Source organism: Mycobacterium sp. SVM_VP21 (genome assembly GCA_024758765.1).
GTDB classification, from domain to species: domain Bacteria; phylum Actinomycetota; class Actinomycetes; order Mycobacteriales; family Mycobacteriaceae; genus Mycobacterium; species Mycobacterium heraklionense_C.
The window spans coordinates 298,371-316,180 of record CP101406.1 but is presented as its reverse complement, the minus strand read 5'-3'; the positions used below and the strand labels follow the sequence as shown (position 1 = coordinate 316,180).

Sequence of the window (17,810 nt, the reverse complement as noted above, 5' to 3'; positions counted from 1 at the left end):
AGCGCCGACGTGGCGAATGGTTCTCGCCCCTTGCGTTGAGTGTGCGTTCAGGGCGTTGAGTGTGCAGGGCGACACGACGAAACGCCGTAGAAGAGACGAGCTCCTAGGGTGCCATAGTGACCCAGTCGGGGAATCCCGTCGGGTCATGCCGGCCCAACACGCCGTGCTCGTAGAGCCCCCAACCCTCGACCGGGGCGGCGTCGCCGTCGCGGCACACTGCGCGCCCCACGTGGTCGATCATCCCGAAGCTGGTGCGCCCCAGGATGCCTGGATCGTTCATGTCATAAGTCAGGCGCTCGGTGAACTTCTCGCCCTTCCACTCACCGTGCAGCCAGTCGATGTCGCCGCCGTAGCCGCCGCCGACGTGAATGGGCACCGGCAGTTTGGATTCCACCTCGAACACCACCGGTGTGCCATCGGGGCGGGTGGCCTCGATGGTGGCTCCGGTGGCGATGCGGGTGCCAGAGCGGTAGCGAGTGGAGATCCGTGGCCAGCCCAGCTGCTCGACACGGCCGTCGCGCCAGACCCGGCTGCAGTCGTTGAGCGAACGGAAACCGTTGGGCTCCTCCTGGATGATCATCACCACCGCGAAGTCCTCGAACGCCATCGGCAGATACAGCCACCACATGCCGTCGAACGGCGGGTCTGCGGGCCGGCCCGCCGGTTCGCGTTCACCGACCGGGCGGATGCCCCAGGAGCGGTCGCGAGAGCCGATCCAGACCGCGGGGTCGACGGCGATCTCCTCACCATCGATCGCGATCTGCCCACTCCACGAGCCCAATTGAGCGAACCGCTGCGCGTCCAGGGTCACCCGGTTGCCGGTCCGCAGGATGTGCCGCTGCTCCTGCACGGGGTCGAACAGGCCCTCCCAGCGCAGATCCAGCGCGATGCCCTCGGTCTCATCCATGACCACCCGCAGGGAGCGCAGCGGATCGGTGACCTCGATGCGGTAGGCGCCGATGCGCTGGTTGAGCCGGTCTTGGTCGATGGCGTCGGACAGGTGCACCGCGGTCTGGGTGTCGCCGCGGCGTACCAGCACGTAGGCGTCCTTGACGCCGAGGTTGGGGTAGTAGCCGCACCCGGTGATCAAGAAGATGTCCCCGGTGCGGTCGTGGGCATTCAGATAGCACCGGTCGTAGAAGTTGCGATCCGAGGAGCCCGGCCAGGCGATTGGCTGCGGTAGTTGGTGAACCGGGAATTCGTCGAGTGGCCCCAGCATCAGCTCTGTTCTCCGATCAACTTCTTGAGCAATCCGGCGTGATAGAACAACGATTCGGGGTCGTCGGGCTTCTCCATCTCCCCGAAGTGCACCCGACGGGCCCCGGTCCGCATGAACACGATGGCCCACATCACGCCGGCGTAGACGTAGAACCAGTGCAAGTCACCGAGTTCGACGCCGGTGAGCTTCTGGTAGGTGGCCCGCACGTCGTCCTCGCGCAGCACCTGCGGAAGCCCAGGAAACCCGGCGAGTCCGGCGAGTTCCTCGAACACCAAGTGCGCGAAGATAACCCACGAGACGTCGAGCTCGCGCGGCCCCAGGGCCACCATCTCCCAGTCCAGCACGGCGACTGGTCGGAAATCGCGGTAGAGCACGTTGCCGACCCGGGAGTCACCCCAGCACAGCACCGTCTCGCCAGCGGCCACATCATCCGGCCAGTTCTGTTCCAGCCAGGCGAAGGCGCGGTCCAACAGCGGCGAGCGCCCCATGTCGGGCACCGCGAACTCGTACCACTGCCGCACACCCTCGAAGTGACGGCGCAGCGCGGTGGCTCCGTGTGACCCCTCGTCGAGGAAGGCGAAGGTCTGCTCGGCATCACCGATGGCGTGCAACTTGGCGAGCACCTCGACGGTGGAGTCCTGCAGGGTCCGCTGTTGCTCTGCGGACGCATCGGCGAACCAGTTGCCGCCGAAGGTATAGGGCATGACGTCGGGCGGCACCTCGCCGTCGATGCGGTCCATCAGGAAGAACGGCCGGTCCAGTACGTCACCGGTCGGTTCGATCCAACGGACTTTCGGCACCGGGACATCGGTGAGCTCACCGACGCGCCGCATCACCTCGAACTGGTGGTCCAGCCGGTAGGTCGGGAACACCGGCACGTCCTCGGCTGCCGGTGCCACCCGCATCACCCAACGCTGTTCGACCGGGGCGCCGTCGGCGCTCCAGCGACCGGTGAGCATGATCGTTTCCGACGACATGCCGTTGGTGTCGACACCGCTTTCCACGGTGATCTCCGGCGTGATCGCGCCGGGCAACTGCGTGGCAAGCCAGCGAGACATTACCGTGGGCAGTGTGGTGACATCGCGGCTAGAACGTTGGATCCGGCCGACGTCCTTTTCCACAGTCGGTTGGTCGACCACGGTTGTATCCTCCGTTAAGGTAATTACGATACGACAGGTAGCGTTATGAAAGCAGAACCTTCAGCCGTTGACAAGGGGTCCGGTGCCGGACGCCCCCGTGATACCCGCATCGACGGTGCCATATTGCAGGCCGCCGCGGAACTGGTTGTCGAAGTCGGATATTCGAATCTGAGCCTGGCGGCAGTCGCCGAGCGTGCCGGGACCACCAAGACCGCCCTCTACCGGCGGTGGCCCAGCAAAGCCGAATTGGTGCACGAGGCCGCGTTCTCAGTACCACCTAATGCAGTGACTGCGCCGCCAGGCGATGTGTCCGGCGACCTCCGGGCCATGATGGCCGGCGCGCGTGACGCCTTCACCAGCCCGGTGGTGCGGGCCGCCCTGCCGGGCCTGATCGCCGACATGGCCCGCAACGCCGAATTGACCGAGCGCATCCTGGAACGCTTCCAGGGCCTGTTCGAGGTGATGCGGCACTGGGTGGCCGATTCGATCAGCCGCGGCGATGCGCGAGCCGATGTAGACCCCGACCGGCTCGTCGAGATAATCGGCGGTGCAACGCTGCTAGCCATGATGCTGCGCCCCGACGACGATCTCGACGATGAGTGGGTGCAACGGATAGCCGACATCATCGCCCACGGTGTGATGGCATAGACCCATGGCTCAGCCGTTCGGGCCCTCCGGGCCACAGCCCTTCCCGCAAGAATGGACGTCGCTGCTGGTGTTGGTGCCGCACCCCGACGATCCGGAATACGGCGTCGCCGCCGCAGTGGCCAAATGGACTGCCGCCGGTAAGACCGTCCGCTATGCGCTGGCCAGCAGTGGGGAAGCGGGCATTGCCGGCATGGAGCCGGCGCAGGCCGGGCCGCTGCGCGAGGATGAGCAACGGCGGGCGGCGGCCATCGTGGGGGTCTCTGACGTCGACTTCTGGGGTTTCCCGGACAGCAACATCCGCAACACGCCGGAGTTGCGCGCCAAGATTGTCTCGGTGATCGGCGCGGTGCGACCCGACGTAGTGGTGACGATCTACGGCGGTGCGGAGTTCGGGCCGGGCATGCCCAACCAGCGTGACCACATCGAATTCGCCGCCGCAGTCACCGACGCCTGGGACACGTGCGAGGACCCGCCACGCTGGCTGTTCCAGGGCGGCCCGGGGGCCACCCACGTCGAGGACGTGGCGGACTACCTCGACATCGCGACGCAGTCCCTGTCCGCCCACGAGGTCTACCTGGCGGTGCTCGACCCGGCCACCCCGGTGCACGAGCAGGCGCGCCGCGTGGTCGAGATGACCACCTCGGCCCAACCCGGTCGCCGGGTGGCCGGGTTCCTGCTGCAGAGGAGTGCCGTCGGGTGACCGGAACCGCGACGATGCTGCGTATCGGCGTGCTCGGAGCGGCGCGGATCACCCCGGATGCACTGCTCAAACCTGCCGCCGCCAACCCCGAAGTCGTGGTGAGCGCAGTGGCAGCACGCGACATCGGCCGGGCTCGGGCGTTTGCCGCTAAACACGGCATCGACCGGGTGCACGCCAGCTACAACGCGTTGATCGCCGATCCCGAGGTCGATGCCATCTACAACCCGCTGCCGAACCACCTGCACGGCAGATGGACCCGCGCCGCACTGGATGCCGGCAAGCACGTGCTGTGCGAGAAGCCGTTCACCGCCAACGCCGAGGAAGCCCGCGAGATGGCCGCGGCGGCTGCGGGCTCGGATCGGGTGGTGATGGAGGCGTTTCACTACCGCTACCACCCGATGACCGCGCGCATCGAAGAGATCATCGCCTCCGGCGAACTGGGCGAGCTGCGGCACGTGGACACCGCGCTGAGCTTTCCGCTGCCCCGCTTCTCCGACATCCGCTATCGGTATGCGCTGGCCGGTGGGGCGTTGATGGACGCCGGCTGCTATGCGGTGCACATGGCCCGCACCTTCGGCGGCGCTACCCCGGAAGTCGTTTCGGCGCAGGCGAAGTTGCGCGATCCGCTCGTCGACCGGGCCATGACGGCACAGCTGCGGTTTCCCGCCGGGCACACCGGGACCATCCGCTGCTCGCTGTGGTCATCGAACCTGCTCCAGATCAGCGCCCGGGTAATCGGCGAGCACGGCGAGCTGCGGGCGCTCAACCCGCTGATGCCGCAATACTTCCACCGCTTGCGGGTCCGATCGACGAAGGGCAAGCGCGTCGAGCGTTTCACCCACCGAGCGTCCTATGCCTACCAGCTCGACGCGTTCACCGACGCCGTGCTGCGTGGCGTGCCGGTGCGCACCACCCCGGAAGACGCGATCGAGAACATGACCGTCATCGACGCGATCTACACCGCTGCCGGGCTTCCGCTGCGCGAACCGGGCTGATCGCCGCTCAGCCGTCCGGTCAGGCCGTGTGGCCCGGTTGGAGATCGTCGACATCGGAAAGCGACAGCAGCTCCTCGTCGCCCTGGGCGGCATATCCGGCCACGGGTTCCAACAGGTAGCCCATGTGGTCACCGAGGTCGATCCGGCGCAGTGTTTTGCCGACGAACCATGCCGGCGCATCGTCGAGGATGGGCATTCCCGCGGGACCGCTGTGCCAGGAGCAGCGCTCGAATTTGTCGATGTCGTCGCCGGTTTGACCGCCGAACAGCCGGGCCAGCTCGATATCGCGGCGCGCCAGGACGTGAACGGCCAAGTGTTCGGCCTCGGCAGCCACCTCGAAGGTGTGGTTGCGCTTGGACATTCCCACCAGGAACCTCGGCGGCTCGATGCTGCTCTGGGTGGCGAACCCGACCAGACAACCCGAGGCGCGTTCGTCGGTCGCCGTGGTCACCACGAACATGGTGTAGTCCAGCATGGTGACCAACTGCTGAAATGACTCGTCCTGCATCTGTCCATCATGTACCCGACGCGCGACGGGCGCGCTGGATTACTGCGCGAATTGGGTTGCGGCGTCCACCAGGTCGAGCAGCGGCTGCGGCAGTACCCCCAGTAGTACGGTTATCGCGGCGCACAGCGCGATGGCCGCCTTGCTCCATACGCTCGGCAGCACCAAGTGCGGCGGATCGGCGGGGGAGTCGGTGAAGAACATCAACACGATCACCCGGACGTAGAAGTAGGCGGCGACACCGCTGGCGATCACGCCGACCACCACCAGTGGCGCCGCGCCACCCTCGGCGGCGGCCTTGAACACCGCGAACTTACTGATGAACCCACTGGTCAGCGGGATGCCGGCGAACGCCAGTAGGAACATCGAAAACAGTAGGCCCACAACGGGATAACGCCGGCCCAACCCGGCCCACCGCGACATGTCGAGCTCCTCTTCGCCGCTGGAGCTGCGAATCAGGTTCACCACCGCGAAGGCGCCCACCGTGGAGAAGCTGTAGGCGACCAGATAGAACAGCGTCGCGGAGATTCCCGCCGGAATCGCGGACAGCACACCGGTCAGCACAAAGCCCGCGTGGGCGATCGAGGAGTAGGCCAGCATCCGCTTGACCTCGGTCTGGGTGATCGCGGCGATGGTGGCCACCACCATGGTCAGTACCGCGATCAGCCACAGCAGTGGGCGCCAGTGGTCATGCAGCGCGGGCAGTGCGACGTAGAGAATCCGCAGCATCGCCCCGAATGCGGCGACCTTGGTGGCTGCCGCCATGAAACCGGTGATCGGCGTGGGCGCCCCGACGTAGACGTCGGGAACCCACGAATGGAACGGCACGGCGCCGACTTTGAAGAACAAGCCCACTAGCAGCAGTCCGGCGCCGATCAGCGCCAGCGGGTCGTTGCTGTGAGCGAACAACTGCTCGCCGATATCCGGCAGCGTCAGCGTCCCGGTGGCGCCGTAGAGCAATGCAGCGCCGAACAGGAACAGCGCCGAGGAAAACGCGCCCAGCAGAAAGTACTTCAGCGCCGCTTCCTGTGAGAGCAGGCGGCGGTAGCGAGCCAGCCCACACAGCAGATACAGCGGCAGCGAGAGCACTTCCAGCGCCACAAACATGGTGACCAGGTCGTTGGCGGCCAGAAACACCATCATGCCGCCGACCGCCAGCAGGGTCAGCGGGAACACCTCGGTCTGGGCCACGCCGGCGCGGGCCGCGTCGAGTTCGGCGATGCTGTCCGGGACCGTCGACGCTTGCGGGGTGAACGCGTCCAGGCCCGCGTGTGCGGGGGCGGTCGGGGCGGGTGCTGTCGCCGCTCCCGGGCCTTCGGGCATACCCGCGCCGATATTGCGCTCGGCAATGAACACCACGGCCATGATCCCGACCAGCACGATGGTGCCCTGCAGTATCAGCGCGGGTCTGTCGACCGCCACGGCGCCCAGCACTGCGATGCGGCCGGCTTCCGGCAATTCGCGGCCCACCGCGACGACGGCGGCGAACGCCGCGATCAAGCCGCCGACGGCGAGCAGGAACTGCATCCCGTACCGTGCCCGACGCGGGATGAACGCCTCGAAGAGGACGCCGGTGACCGCCGTACCGAAAACGAGTAGCAGCGGCAGGACGAGGCCGTATTCGACGGATGGGATTGGCATGCCCGACATGGTCAGTGCGCCCCCTCAGCGGTCAGCGGTGCCGGGTCGGTCTCACCAATCGTGGTCAAGGTGTGCTCGACGCCCGGATTGATGATGTCCAGCGCGGGTTTGGGGTAGAAGCCGAGGAACAGCAGCAGTGCGATCAACGGTGTGACGACCAGCAACTCCCGCGGCACCAGATCGCGGATCCGTTCATTGCCTTGGGTGACCGGGCCAGTCATCACCCGCTGATACAGCCACAACATGTAGATCGACGACAACACCAGCGCTGTGGAACCGACCGCAGCCGCCACCCAATACCGGTTGAACGTGCCGATCAAGACCAGAAACTCACTGATGAACGGGGCCAGACCGGGCAGCGACAGGGTGGCCATCGCGGCGACCATGAAGGTGCCGGCCATCACCGGGGCCACTTTCTGCACGCCGCCGTAGTCCGAGATCGCCCGGGCGCCGTCGCGCCGAGCCACCAGGAAACCGGCGATCAGGAACAGTGCCGCCGTGGACAACCCGTGGTTGAGCATGTAGAGCGTCGAACCGCTCTGGCCCTGGCTGGTCATCACGAAGATCCCCAGGATGATGAAACCGAAGTGCGAGATCGACGTGTAGGCGATCAACCGCATCATGTCGCGCTGGCCTATCGCCACCATCGCGCCGTAGACCACGCCGATGACCGCCAGCACGATGATGGCCGGGCGGAAATACGTTGAGGCGTCGGGGAACAGCTGCAGGCAGTATCGCAGCATCCCGAAGGTCCCCACCTTGTCCATCACCGCCATCATCAGCACCGCGGTCGCCGGGGTAGATTCCACCGCCGCGTCGGGCAGCCACCGGTGCAGCGGCCAGAGCGGGGCTTTGACCGCGAAGGCGAACATGAAGCCGGCGAACAGCAGCTTGAGTACGCCGGGATCCACGGTGGTGGTGGCCGGGGAGAAGATCGAGACCAACTCACGGAAGTCGAAGGTGCCGCCGGAGACGCCTTCGCCGGTGCTGACCACGTACACCCCGATCACCGCGGCCAGCATGATCAGACCGCCGAACAGGTTGTACAGCAGGAACTTCAACGCCGCTTGGGAGCGTTTGGCGCCAGTGCCGAAGCCGCCGATCATGAAGTACATCGGGATCAGCATCGCCTCGAAGAACACGTAGAACAGCAGCACGTCCAGCGAGACCAGCGAGATCAGCACCATCGCCTCGACGGTCAGCGTCAGCGCCGCGAACGCGTGCGGACCCCGGCTGCGGAGGCCCGCGCCACCGGTATCGCCGTCGTTCCAGCCGGCCAGCATCAGCAACGGCACCAGCCCAGCGGTCAACAACGCCAGGATCACCGCGATACCGTCTACGCCGAGCGTGTAGCTCGCCCCGAATGCCGGTATCCAGGTATGAGATTCGACGAATTGGTAGGGCGCGGCAACCGGGGTCGTGTCGAACCCGACGGTGACCACGATCGACACCGCCAGGGTCGCAAGGCTCACCAGCAGGCCGGTCCACTTCGCCAGCTCCGTCAGCCGGGACGGCAACACGATGACCAAGCCGGCGCCGACCAGCGGTATCAGCCACAGCAGGCTCAGCCAGGGCAGGTTCGCGTTCACAGCTGCACCGCCAACACGACTGCGATGACTAGGACCGTGCCGGCCAACATGGTCAGCGCGTAGGAGCGCACGTACCCGGTCTGCAGGCGCCGCACCAGGTATGACGCGATCGCGACCAGTCCGGCGGTCATGTTGACCGAGCCGTCCACCACCCGGTCGTCGACGCTGACCATGGCTTGTGCCAGTCGGTTACCCGGACGCATGAGCACCTCCTCGTTGAAGGCATCGCCGTAGAGATACTTGCGGGCCGCCACCGTCAGCGCAGACACGTCGGTGGGCGCGGTGATCGGTATCGGCTTGCGGCCGTACATGTTGTAGGCCACCGCAACACCGAGCAGGACAACGCCCAGGGTGACCGCACCGGTGAGCCAGGCCGGGATCGCGTGCGCGTGTTCGGCCACCGGCGCCACCCGAGTGACCACCGGCTCCAGCCAGTGCTCCAGGCGCCCGCCGATGGCCAGTGCGGCACCGGCGAACACCGCGCCCAGAGCCAGCACGATCATCGGCCAGGTCATCACCCCCGGGGATTCGTGCGGGTGCTGCAGCGCGCGCTCCGCACTCACCTCGGAATCGTCGGCGGCCCAGCGACGCTCGCCGCCGAACGTCATCAGCATCACCCGGGTCATGTAGAACGCGGTGATACCCGCGCCCAGGATCGTGACCGCCCCCAGCACCCAGCCGCGAGTGCCGCCGGAGGCCAGCGCGGCCTCGATGATGGCGTCCTTGGACCAGTAGCCGGCAAAAGGCGGCACCCCGATGATCGCCAGGTAACACAGGCCGAACGTCACGAACGTCACCGGCATGAAGCTGCGCAGGGCACCGTAGCGGCGCATGTCCTGTTCGTCGTTCATCCCGTGCATCACCGACCCGGAGCCCAGGAACAGCCCCGCCTTGAAGAAACCGTGGGTGAGCAGATGCATGATCGCGACCGCGTAACCGGCCGGACCCAGGCCCGCGGCCAGCACCATGTAGCCGATCTGGCTCACCGTGGAGGCGGCCAGCGCCCGCTTGATGTCGTCGTTGGCGCAGCCGATGATCGCGCCGAACAGCAGCGTGAGGGCACCGACCACCACCACCGCGAGCCGGGCGTCGGGGGACAGGTCGAACACCGGGCCGGACCGCACGATCAGGTACACGCCGGCGGTCACCATGGTGGCCGCGTGGATCAGTGCCGACACCGGGGTGGGGCCTTCCATGGCGTCGAACAACCAGGCCTGCAACGGAACTTGTGCGGACTTGGCGCAGGCGCCCACCAGCAGCAGCAGACCGATGGCGGTGGTCAGGCCGCTGGGGCCGGCGTCACCGACCGCGCCGAACAGGCCGTCGTAGGACAGCGTGCCGAATCCGGCGAACATGACGAACATGGCCAGCGAGAGCCCGATGTCGCCGACCCGGTTGGACACGAACGCCTTCTTGCCGGCAGCGGCGGCTACCGGCTTGGCGTACCAGAATCCGATCAGCAGGTAAGACGCCAGACCCACACCTTCCCAGCCCACGTAGAGACCCAGGTAGTTGTCGGCGACGACCAGCAGCAGCATCGCCGCGACGAACAGGTTCAGGTAGGCGAAAAAGCGCCGGCGGTCGGGGTCGTGCTTCATGTAGCCGGTCGAATAGATGTGGATCAACGCGCCGACGCCGCTGATCAGCAGTACGAAGCAGATCGACAGCTGGTCGATCAGTATCCCGAAATCGACCTGCAGGGCACCGACCGGCACCCAGCTGAACAGGTGCGTGTGAATCGCCCGGTCATCGCCGGTGCGGCCGAGCATCTCGGCCAGCAGGGCCAGCCCGATCCCGAAGGAGCCGAGCACGCCTGCGCAGGCCAGCAGGTGTCCCCACCGGTCGGTGCGGCGCCCGCCGAGCAACAGGATCAGCGCACCGGCCGTCGGCAGCGCCACCAGCAGCCAGCTCAGCTGACTCATGTTCGTCATAGCGCTCCCAAACTCCTAGCCGCGCAGTAGGTTCGCGTCGTCGACCGAGGCGGATCGCCGGGCCCGGAAGATCGTCATGATGATGGCCAGACCGATCACCACCTCGCAGGCGGCGACGACCATGGTGAAGAACGCCACCATCTGGCCGTCGAGCTGGGAGTGCAGCCGCGCGAAGGTGACGAACGCGAGGTTGGCGGCGTTGAGCATCAGCTCGACGCACATGAACATCACCAGCGCGTTGCGGCGCAACAGCACTCCGGTGGCGCCGACGGTGAACAGCATTGCCGACAGGTACAGGTAGTTCTCCGGATTCACTGGTCCGATTCCTCCCCGTTGGCGATCGCATCGTCGGCATGTTCGGCGTTGCCGGTGGCACCGACCCAGCGGTGCGTCAAGGTATCCGACACCGACAGCTCCGAGTAGGTGCCGTCGGGCAGGCGTGCGGCGATATCGACGGCGTTGTGGCGGGCATAGACACCGGGGGTGGGCAGCGGTGTCGCTCGTCGGCCGGCCTGGAAGCGCTGAATGGACAGCTCCCGCTGTGTCATTCGCGGCTGCAGTCGCTCGCGGTGTGTCAGCACCATGGCGGCGAGCACCGCGGTGATCAGGAGCGCACTGGTGAGCTCGAACGCCCACAAGTAGCGGGTAAAGATCAGCGCCGCCAGTCCCTCGACGTTGTGCTGGCTCAGGTCCGCCGACCCGGTGCCGGTCGCGGCGGGCGTGCCGATGCTGCGTAGGTGCATTGTCGCGCCGCCGATCCCGGCGATCAGCAGCATCCCGAAACCGATCCCGGCGAGCGTCGCGCCGACCCGCTGGCCGCGCAGGGTCTCCACCAGGGACTCAGCGGAGTCGACACCGATCAGCATCATCACGAATAGGAACAGCATCATTACCGCGCCGGTGTAGACGACGATCTGCACCACCCCGAGGAACATGGCGTCCTGGGTGAAGTAGAACACCGCCAGGATCAGCATCGTCATCGCCAAAAACAGTGCCGAGTACACCGCTTTGGCGGCGGTGACAACGCCGATGGCTCCGACCACGGCAAGGGCACCCAGAATCCAGAACGTCACCGCTTCCCCGGTGGAGGTGCGCACGACGATGTCGGCGGCGAGCAGCGTGGTGCCCATCAGGCTTTGCCCTGCTTGACTCGGTCGAGCATCACGAACAGGTCCGGGTCAGCGTCGAGCCCGGCCGGGCTGACCCTGCCCAAGTAATAATCCTTTTCGGTGGCGCCGGGCGGCATCGCATGCGGCGGCGCGATCATGCCGGGTCCCAGCGGCGCCAGCAACTGATCGCGCTCCCAGATCAGCTCGGCGCGGTTGTCGGCGGCCATCTCGTAGTTGTTGGTCATGGTCAGCGCGCGGGTGGGGCAGGCCTCGATGCACAGTCCGCAGCCGATGCAGCGCAGGTAGTTGATCTGGTAGACGCGGCCGTAGCGTTCGCCGGGGGAGAAGCGTTCCTCGTCGGTGTTGTCGGCTGCTTCCACGTAGATGGCGTCGGCCGGGCAGGCCCACGCGCACAATTCGCACCCGATGCACTTCTCCAGCCCGTCCGGGTGCCGGTTGAGTTGGTGACGGCCGTGGTAGCGCGGCGCCGTCGGCTTCTTGTGTTCGGGATAGCCGTCGTTGATCGGCCGCTTGAACATCGTCTTCCAGGTGACGCCGAACCCGGCCAGGGCGTCTCTCAAGCTAGCCATTGACGTCCTCCTTGACCCGCGATGGATTGCGTTGCGGCAGCGGTGGTGTCGGGAATGATCCTTCGGACGCGACGGTAGGAGCCGCCGGTGCTGGTTCGTCGAGGCGACTGTTCAGCGCGCTGAATTTGCGATGCAGCACCAGTAGCAGCACCACGGTGGTCAGCGTGCTCATGCCGGCCAGTGCCAGCTGCCAGTGCTCGTAGCCGTCGTTACGCAGGCTGCGCAGCACCGCGGCGAGCATCACCCAGGCCAGCGCCACCGGGATCAGGATCTTCCAACCCAGCGCCATGAACTGGTCGTAACGCAGCCGGGGCAGGGTGCCGCGCAGCCAGATGTAGACGAAGATGAAACCCCACAGTTTGGCGGTGAACCACAGTAACGGCCACCAGCCGGTGTTGGCGGCCGGCCACATGTTGAACGGGAACGGAGCGTGCCAGCCGCCGAGGAACAACGTGACGGCGACGGCCGAAACCGTGGTCATGTTGATGTATTCGGCGAGGAAGAACAGGGCGAACTTCAGCGATGAGTACTCGGTGTGGAAACCACCGACCAACTCGCCTTCGGCCTCGGGCAGGTCGAACGGGGCCCGGTTGGTTTCACCGACCATCGCGGTCAGGTACACCATGAACGACGGCATCAGCAGGAACGCGAACCAGGCCCGATCCTGGGCCGCCACGATGCCCGAGGTCGCCATGGTTCCGGCGTAGAGGAATACCGACGCGAAGGCCAGGCCCATCGCGACCTCGTAGGAGATCACCTGGGCGGTGGAGCGGATCCCGCCGAGCAGGGGATAGGCGGATCCCGACGACCAGCCGGCCAGGATGATCCCGTACACCCCGATCGAGGACATCGCCAGAACGAACAGCACCGCGATCGGCAGGTCCGCCAGTTGCAGTGCGGTGCGGTGGCCGAAAATGCTGACCTCCGGGCCGAGCGGGATCACGGCGAATGCGGTGATTGCCGGCACCGTCGAGATGATCGGTGCCAACGCGTAAATCGCGCGGTCGACGTTGAAGGGGGTGATGTCCTCCTTGAGCGCCAGTTTGATCGCATCCGCCAGGCTTTGCAGCCAGCCTTTCGGTCCGACCCGGTTGGGTCCGGGGCGCATCTGCATGCGGCCCACGACTTTTCGTTCGATGACGATCGCCAGGACCACGGTGAGAATCAGGAACACGAAGACGCCCAGCGCCTTGGCCAGCATCAACCACCAGGGATCGGTCATGATTTGCGTCCAATCTGTACCGTCGCGCCCAGGGCGGCCCCGAGATCCCGGTGCATCGCGGAGCCGCGCGAATTCATCGGCAGCCACACCACGTTGTCCGGCATCTCGGTGATGACCAACGGCAGGGTGATGCTGCCGTGGTCGGTGCTGACCGTGACCGGTTCACCTTCGGCCACACCGATATCGGCGGCCGTCGTCGCCGACAGGCGCGCCACCGGTTGGCGGGCGGTGCCGGCCAAGTTCGGTTCGCCGGCTTGCATGCGCCCCTCGTCCAGCAGCATGCGCCAACCGGCCAGCACGGCTTCGCCGGTGCCGGGCTGCGTTGGTGAACCCGCGGCGACGTCGGGGTCGGCGACTCGCTCACCGGACCAGATGCCCAGTCTCGCCAGCTCGTCGCGCGCGGCTTCCAGGGTGGCCAGTCCCAGCGCGACGCCCATCTCCTCGGCGAGGACGTCGAGCACTCGCCGGTCGGGTAGCGCGCCGGTATCACCGAGTGCGACACCGAACCGTCGATGGCGGCCTTCCCAGTTGACGTAGGTGCCGGACTTCTCGGCCGCGGCAGCCACCGGCAGCACCACGTCGGCACGTTCGGTGACCTCGCTGTGCCGCAACTCGAGGCTGACCAGGAATCCGACCGCGTCCAGGGCGGCCAGTGCCGCCGCCGGGTCGGCCAAGTCGGTCGGCTCCACCCCGCCGACCACCAGTGCTCCCAACGTTCCGTCGGCCGCGGCCGCCAGGATGGCGTCGGTGTCGCGCCCGGCCTGCGACGGGAGGTCGTCGGGGCCGTCGAGACCCCAGGCCTGCGCGACTTCGGCGCGTGCCGCCGGGTCACCCAGCGGACGCCCACCGGGGAGCAGGCCGGCCAGCGCGCCGCCGTCCAGTGCGCCGCGTTCCCCGGCCCGGCGAGGCACCCAGGCCAACTTCGCGCCGGTGGCGCCGGCCAGCCGGAGCGCCGCCGACAGTGCTCCCGGTGAGGCGGCCAGCCGCTCGCCGACCAGCACCACCGCGCCCGGCCGGCGAAGGGAATCTCCGACGTCTCCGGTGTGCAGGCCGTCCAGCGCCGCCGCCTCGCCGCCGGGAACGACTGCCAACAGGGTGCCGAACATCTTGGTCAGCCCGCGATCGGCAAACGGCGCCAGGCTGAACACCTTGGTGGCGTTCTTGCGGGCCGCCTTGCGCAGCCGCAGGAAGACCATCGGTGCTTCTTCCTCGGGCTCCAGGCCGGCCAGCAGCACCGCTGGCGCGGCCTGCAGGTCGGCGTAGCTGACATCGATCCCGTGGCCTGCCACCCGGGCAGCCAAGAACGCGGCCTCTTCGGCGGACTGGGCGCGCGCCCGGAAGTCGATGTCATCGCTGTGCAGCGCCACCCGGGCGAACTTGGCGTAACTGTAGGCGTCCTCGGCCGACATCCGGCCGCCGACCAGCACTCCGGTGCGCCCGCGCGCTGCGGCCAGGCCGCGTGCCGCGACCGCCACCGCGTGCGGCCAGGAGGTCGCGACCAGATTCCCGCTGTCGTCACGGACCAGCGGTGTGGTGATCCGGTCGCCCTGGGTGGCGTAGGTGAACGCCCAGCGGCCCTTGTCGCAGTTCCATTCCTCGTTGACGTCTGGGTCTTCGCCGGCCATCCGTCGCATCACCTTGCCGCGACGGTGGTCGGTGCGTTCGGCGCAGCCGCCGGCGCAGTGCTCGCAGACGGTGGGGGTGGAAACCAGGTCGAAGGGGCGGGCCCGGAACCGGTAGGAGGCGCCGGTGAGCGCGCCCACCGGGCAGATCTGCACGGTGTTGCCCGAGAAGTAGGAGTCGAACGGCGTGTCGGTGTAGATGCCGACCTGCTGCAGGGCGCCGCGATCCATCATCTCGATGAGCTTGTCCCCGGCGATCTCATTCGCGAAGCGGGTGCAGCGTGCACACAGGATGCAACGGTCCCGGTCCAGCAGTACCTGCGAGGAGATGTTGATCGGCTTGGGATAATGGCGTTTGGTCTCTTCGAAGCGAGTCTCGGTGCGGCCGTGCGACATCGCCTGGTTCTGCAGCGGGCACTCACCGCCCTTGTCGCAGGTCGGGCAGTCCAGCGGGTGGTTGATCAGCAGCAGTTCCATCACCAGGTGCTGGGCGCGGTCGGCTTCGGCGGAGGTGTGTTGGGTGCGTACCACCATTCCGTCGGTGGCGGCCACCGCGCACGACGGCTGCGGCTTGCGCTGGCCCTCCACCTCGACCATGCATTGCCGGCACCAGGCCACCGGGTCCAGCAGCGGGTGGTCACAGAATCGCGGAACTTCGATGCCCAACTGTTCGGCGGCCCGAATGATCAAGGTGCCCTTGGGGACCGTGATCTGTTGGTCGTCGATGGTGAGGGTCACCGACTCCTGGCCGTCAGGCTGAGAAGTTTGAGTCACGCCACACCGCCTGCTGCTCCACCTGGCACGAACATGCTCGCTTTCGGGTCGAACGGGCAGCCCCCCTCGAGGTGGGCGATGTACTCATCACGGAAGTACTGGATCGACGACTTCACCGGCATGGCCGCGCCATCACCCAAGGCACAGAAGGACTTTCCGAACAAAACGTCGGCGATGTCCAGCAGCGTCTCGAGGTCTTGCGGGGTGCCGCGGCCGGATTCCAGCCGTTCGTAGATGGGCACCAGCCAGTAGGTGCCCTCACGACACGGCGTGCACTTGCCGCAGGACTCATGCTTGTAGAACTCCGACCAGCGTCCGGCCGCACGCACCACGCAGGTGGTCTCATCGAAGATCTGTAATGCCTTGGTGCCCAGCATCGAGCCCACCGAGGCCATGCCCTCGTAGTCCAACGGGATGTCGAGGTGCTCGTCGGTCAGGATTGGGGTCGACGATCCGCCCGGCGTCCAGAACTTCAACCGGTGTCCGTCGCGTACCCCGCCGGCGTAGCCGAGCAGCTCGCGCAGCGTGATGCCCAGCGGCGCCTCGTACTGGCCGGGCCGGTTGACGTGCCCGGACAGCGAATACAGGGTGAATCCGCGGGATTTCTCGGTTCCCATCGACCGGAACCACTCTGGGCCGTTGCGCAGGATCGACGGCACACTGGCGATCGATTCGACGTTGTTGACCACCGTCGGCGACGCGTATAACCCGGCCACCGCGGGGAACGGCGGGCGCAGCCGCGGCTGGCCTCGATAGCCCTCCAGCGACTCGATCAGTGCGGTCTCCTCGCCGCAGATGTAGGCGCCCGCTCCGGCGTGCACGGTGATGTCCAGGTCGAAGCCGCTACCGCCGATGTCGGTGCCCAGCAGCCCGGCCGCATACGCCTCGGCGACCGCGGCCTGCATCCGACGCACCACCGGCAGCACCTCGCCGCGAATGTAGATGAAGGCGTGGCGGGCGCGGATCGCGTAGCAGCACACGATCATGCCCTCGATGAGCACATGCGGTGTCGCCATCAGCAGCGGCATGTCCTTGCAGGTGCCGGGCTCGGACTCGTCGGCGTTGACCAGCAGATAGTGGGGCTTCGCGCCGGCGCCTTCACTGCCCTGGGGGACGAAGGACCACTTGGTTCCGGTGGAGAACCCGGCGCCGCCTCGGCCACGCAACCCGGAGTCCTTGACCAGTTCGATGACTTCGTCGGGTGTCATCGCCAGCGCGCGCTTCATGCCGAGGTAGCCGTCATGGCGGCGGTAGGTCTCAAGGGTCCACGACTCGGGTTCGTCCCAGTAGCTGCTGAGCACCGGAGTCAGCGGTGTGCCCTCGGGCGGTGTTCCTTTGGTAAGGGTCATTTCGCACCCCTATCGGCGTTGCTGCCGGGCTCCGGTGCCGTCATCCCACGTTCGCGGGCCACTTGCAGGCCGGCCAGCGTCGCCGCGCCGGCACCGCCTTGGCCGTCGTCGGAGCGATCGTCGGGGAAGCCGGCGAGAATCCGCTCGGTGGCCGCGAAACTGCACAGCGGCATCCCGCGGGTGGGCCGCACCTCGGCGTCGTCACGCAACTTGTCGACCAATTCGCGTGCCGATTCCGGAGTCTGGTTGTCGAAGAACTCCCAGTTGACCATCACCACCGGCGCGTAATCGCAGGCGGCATTGCACTCGATGTGCTGCAGGGTGACCGAACCGTCCGCGGTGGTCTGATCGTTTCCGACGCCCAAGTGCTCCTTGAGGCCGTCGTAGATGGCGTCGCCGCCCATCACCGCGCACAGCGTGTTGGTGCAGACGCCGACCAGGTACTTGCCGGTGGGATCACGCCGGTACATCGAGTAGAACGACGCGACTCCGGCGACGTCGGCGCTGGTCAGTCCGAGCAGCTCTGCGACGAACGACAGGCCGGCCGGGGTGACGTAGGTGTCCTGCGATTGCACCAGATGCAGCAGCGGCAGGATCGCCGAGCGTGGCTGCGGGTAGCGGCCGATGATCTCCTTGGCGTCGGCCTCCAGTTGGGCCCGCACGTCGGGGGAGTAGGTGGTCGGCGCGCCGGGGTGGTTGAACTGGTTGGGTTCCTCGGGCTGTCGGCCCAGCTGCAGAAAGACTCGGTTGCCGTCGGTCCCGGCGGTCGGCGGCATC

General features: G+C 66.9%; 16 protein-coding genes. 3 read left to right on the top strand and 13 right to left on the bottom strand.

The features are described from left to right. Positions 1–103: 103 nt before the first annotated feature. Together NM962_01680 and NM962_01675 are read right to left on the bottom strand one after the other, a co-directional pair. Entirely contained in the window at positions 104–1,219 is a 1,116-nt protein-coding gene (locus tag NM962_01680; protein ID UVO12904.1) for a hypothetical protein, read from the bottom strand. Beyond that, a complete protein-coding gene (locus tag NM962_01675; protein UVO12903.1) occupies positions 1,219–2,358 on the bottom strand; it encodes a phosphotransferase family protein in 1,140 nt (379 codons plus the stop codon). The genes NM962_01680 and NM962_01675 overlap by 1 nt, the downstream gene beginning before the upstream one ends. A gap of 45 nt (positions 2,359–2,403) precedes the next feature. On the opposite strand from NM962_01675, the gene NM962_01670 reads away from it, so the two are divergent. From NM962_01670 to NM962_01660, 3 genes are read left to right on the top strand one after another with little or no spacing between them, the layout of a single operon-like run. Next, positions 2,404–3,006 carry a TetR/AcrR family transcriptional regulator gene (locus tag NM962_01670; GenBank protein UVO12902.1) on the top strand — a complete coding sequence of 201 codons (603 nt, stop codon included), beginning with the start codon at positions 2,404–2,406 and terminating at the stop codon, positions 3,004–3,006. Between the two features lie 4 nt (positions 3,007–3,010). Further along, complete coding sequence (locus tag NM962_01665) at positions 3,011–3,706, top strand: PIG-L family deacetylase (protein UVO12901.1); 696 nt, start codon at positions 3,011–3,013, stop codon at positions 3,704–3,706. A gap of 14 nt (positions 3,707–3,720) precedes the next feature. Next, entirely contained in the window at positions 3,721–4,701 is a 981-nt protein-coding gene (locus NM962_01660; protein ID UVO14498.1) for a Gfo/Idh/MocA family oxidoreductase, read from the top strand. Positions 4,702–4,720: 19 nt separating this feature from the next. Here the strand turns inward: NM962_01660 and NM962_01655 are convergent, their stop codons facing one another. From NM962_01655 to nuoE, 11 genes are read right to left on the bottom strand one after another with little or no spacing between them, the layout of a single operon-like run. Next, on the bottom strand, positions 4,721–5,209 hold the full coding sequence (locus NM962_01655) for a flavin reductase family protein (GenBank protein UVO12900.1): 489 nt from the start codon (positions 5,207–5,209) through the stop codon (positions 4,721–4,723). A 39-nt stretch (positions 5,210–5,248) separates the two neighbouring features. Further along, the gene (nuoN, locus tag NM962_01650) at positions 5,249–6,856 is read right to left on the bottom strand and encodes an NADH-quinone oxidoreductase subunit NuoN (GenBank protein ID UVO12899.1); all 1,608 of its coding nucleotides are present in this window, start codon (positions 6,854–6,856) and stop codon (positions 5,249–5,251) included. Positions 6,857–6,858: 2 nt separating this feature from the next. Next, a complete protein-coding gene (locus tag NM962_01645) occupies positions 6,859–8,436 on the bottom strand; it encodes an NADH-quinone oxidoreductase subunit M (GenBank protein ID UVO12898.1) in 1,578 nt (525 codons plus the stop codon). Further along, positions 8,433–10,367 carry an NADH-quinone oxidoreductase subunit L gene (nuoL, locus tag NM962_01640; protein ID UVO12897.1) on the bottom strand — a complete coding sequence of 645 codons (1,935 nt, stop codon included), beginning with the start codon at positions 10,365–10,367 and terminating at the stop codon, positions 8,433–8,435. The genes NM962_01645 and nuoL overlap by 4 nt, the downstream gene beginning before the upstream one ends. Positions 10,368–10,382: 15 nt before the next feature. After that, complete coding sequence (nuoK, locus tag NM962_01635) at positions 10,383–10,682, bottom strand: NADH-quinone oxidoreductase subunit NuoK (GenBank protein ID UVO12896.1); 300 nt, start codon at positions 10,680–10,682, stop codon at positions 10,383–10,385. Then, positions 10,679–11,497: an NADH-quinone oxidoreductase subunit J gene (locus NM962_01630; protein UVO12895.1), complete on the bottom strand. Its 819-nt coding sequence runs from the start codon at positions 11,495–11,497 to the stop codon at positions 10,679–10,681. The genes nuoK and NM962_01630 overlap by 4 nt, the downstream gene beginning before the upstream one ends. Beyond that, positions 11,497–12,066 carry an NADH-quinone oxidoreductase subunit NuoI gene (nuoI, locus tag NM962_01625; protein UVO12894.1) on the bottom strand — a complete coding sequence of 190 codons (570 nt, stop codon included), beginning with the start codon at positions 12,064–12,066 and terminating at the stop codon, positions 11,497–11,499. Before nuoI ends, NM962_01630 begins: the two co-directional genes overlap by 1 nt. Next, positions 12,059–13,288 carry an NADH-quinone oxidoreductase subunit NuoH gene (nuoH, locus tag NM962_01620; GenBank protein ID UVO12893.1) on the bottom strand — a complete coding sequence of 410 codons (1,230 nt, stop codon included), beginning with the start codon at positions 13,286–13,288 and terminating at the stop codon, positions 12,059–12,061. The genes nuoI and nuoH overlap by 8 nt, the downstream gene beginning before the upstream one ends. Then, positions 13,285–15,684, bottom strand: coding sequence for an NADH-quinone oxidoreductase subunit G (locus NM962_01615; GenBank protein ID UVO12892.1), 2,400 nt, complete (start codon positions 15,682–15,684; stop codon positions 13,285–13,287). The genes nuoH and NM962_01615 overlap by 4 nt, the downstream gene beginning before the upstream one ends. Beyond that, entirely contained in the window at positions 15,681–17,033 is a 1,353-nt protein-coding gene (gene nuoF, locus NM962_01610; protein ID UVO12891.1) for an NADH-quinone oxidoreductase subunit NuoF, read from the bottom strand. The genes NM962_01615 and nuoF overlap by 4 nt, the downstream gene beginning before the upstream one ends. Then, positions 17,030–17,809 (bottom strand): NADH-quinone oxidoreductase subunit NuoE, encoded by a 780-nt coding sequence (gene nuoE, locus NM962_01605; protein UVO14497.1) that lies wholly within the window; start codon positions 17,807–17,809, stop codon positions 17,030–17,032. The genes nuoF and nuoE overlap by 4 nt, the downstream gene beginning before the upstream one ends. Position 17,810 lies beyond the last annotated feature (1 nt).

What these genes read in the sequence shown, in the direction of transcription:
- NM962_01680 (UVO12904.1), bottom strand. Translation starts at nt 1,219, where the DNA reads ATGCTGGGGCCACTCGACGAATTCCCGGTTCACCAACTACCGCAGCCA.
- NM962_01670 (UVO12902.1), top strand. Translation starts at nt 2,404, where the DNA reads ATGAAAGCAGAACCTTCAGCCGTTGACAAGGGGTCCGGTGCCGGACGC.
- NM962_01665 (UVO12901.1), top strand. Translation starts at nt 3,011, where the DNA reads ATGGCTCAGCCGTTCGGGCCCTCCGGGCCACAGCCCTTCCCGCAAGAA.
- NM962_01660 (UVO14498.1), top strand. Translation starts at nt 3,721, where the DNA reads ATGCTGCGTATCGGCGTGCTCGGAGCGGCGCGGATCACCCCGGATGCA.
- NM962_01655 (UVO12900.1), bottom strand. Translation starts at nt 5,209, where the DNA reads ATGCAGGACGAGTCATTTCAGCAGTTGGTCACCATGCTGGACTACACC.
- nuoN (UVO12899.1), bottom strand. Translation starts at nt 6,856, where the DNA reads ATGTCGGGCATGCCAATCCCATCCGTCGAATACGGCCTCGTCCTGCCG.
- nuoL (UVO12897.1), bottom strand. Translation starts at nt 10,367, where the DNA reads ATGACGAACATGAGTCAGCTGAGCTGGCTGCTGGTGGCGCTGCCGACG.
- NM962_01630 (UVO12895.1), bottom strand. Translation starts at nt 11,497, where the DNA reads ATGGGCACCACGCTGCTCGCCGCCGACATCGTCGTGCGCACCTCCACC.
- nuoI (UVO12894.1), bottom strand. Translation starts at nt 12,066, where the DNA reads ATGGCTAGCTTGAGAGACGCCCTGGCCGGGTTCGGCGTCACCTGGAAG.
- nuoH (UVO12893.1), bottom strand. Translation starts at nt 13,288, where the DNA reads ATGACCGATCCCTGGTGGTTGATGCTGGCCAAGGCGCTGGGCGTCTTC.
- nuoF (UVO12891.1), bottom strand. Translation starts at nt 17,033, where the DNA reads ATGACCCTTACCAAAGGAACACCGCCCGAGGGCACACCGCTGACTCCG.
- nuoE (UVO14497.1), bottom strand. Translation starts at nt 17,809, where the DNA reads ATGCCGCCGACCGCCGGGACCGACGGCAACCGAGTCTTTCTGCAGCTG.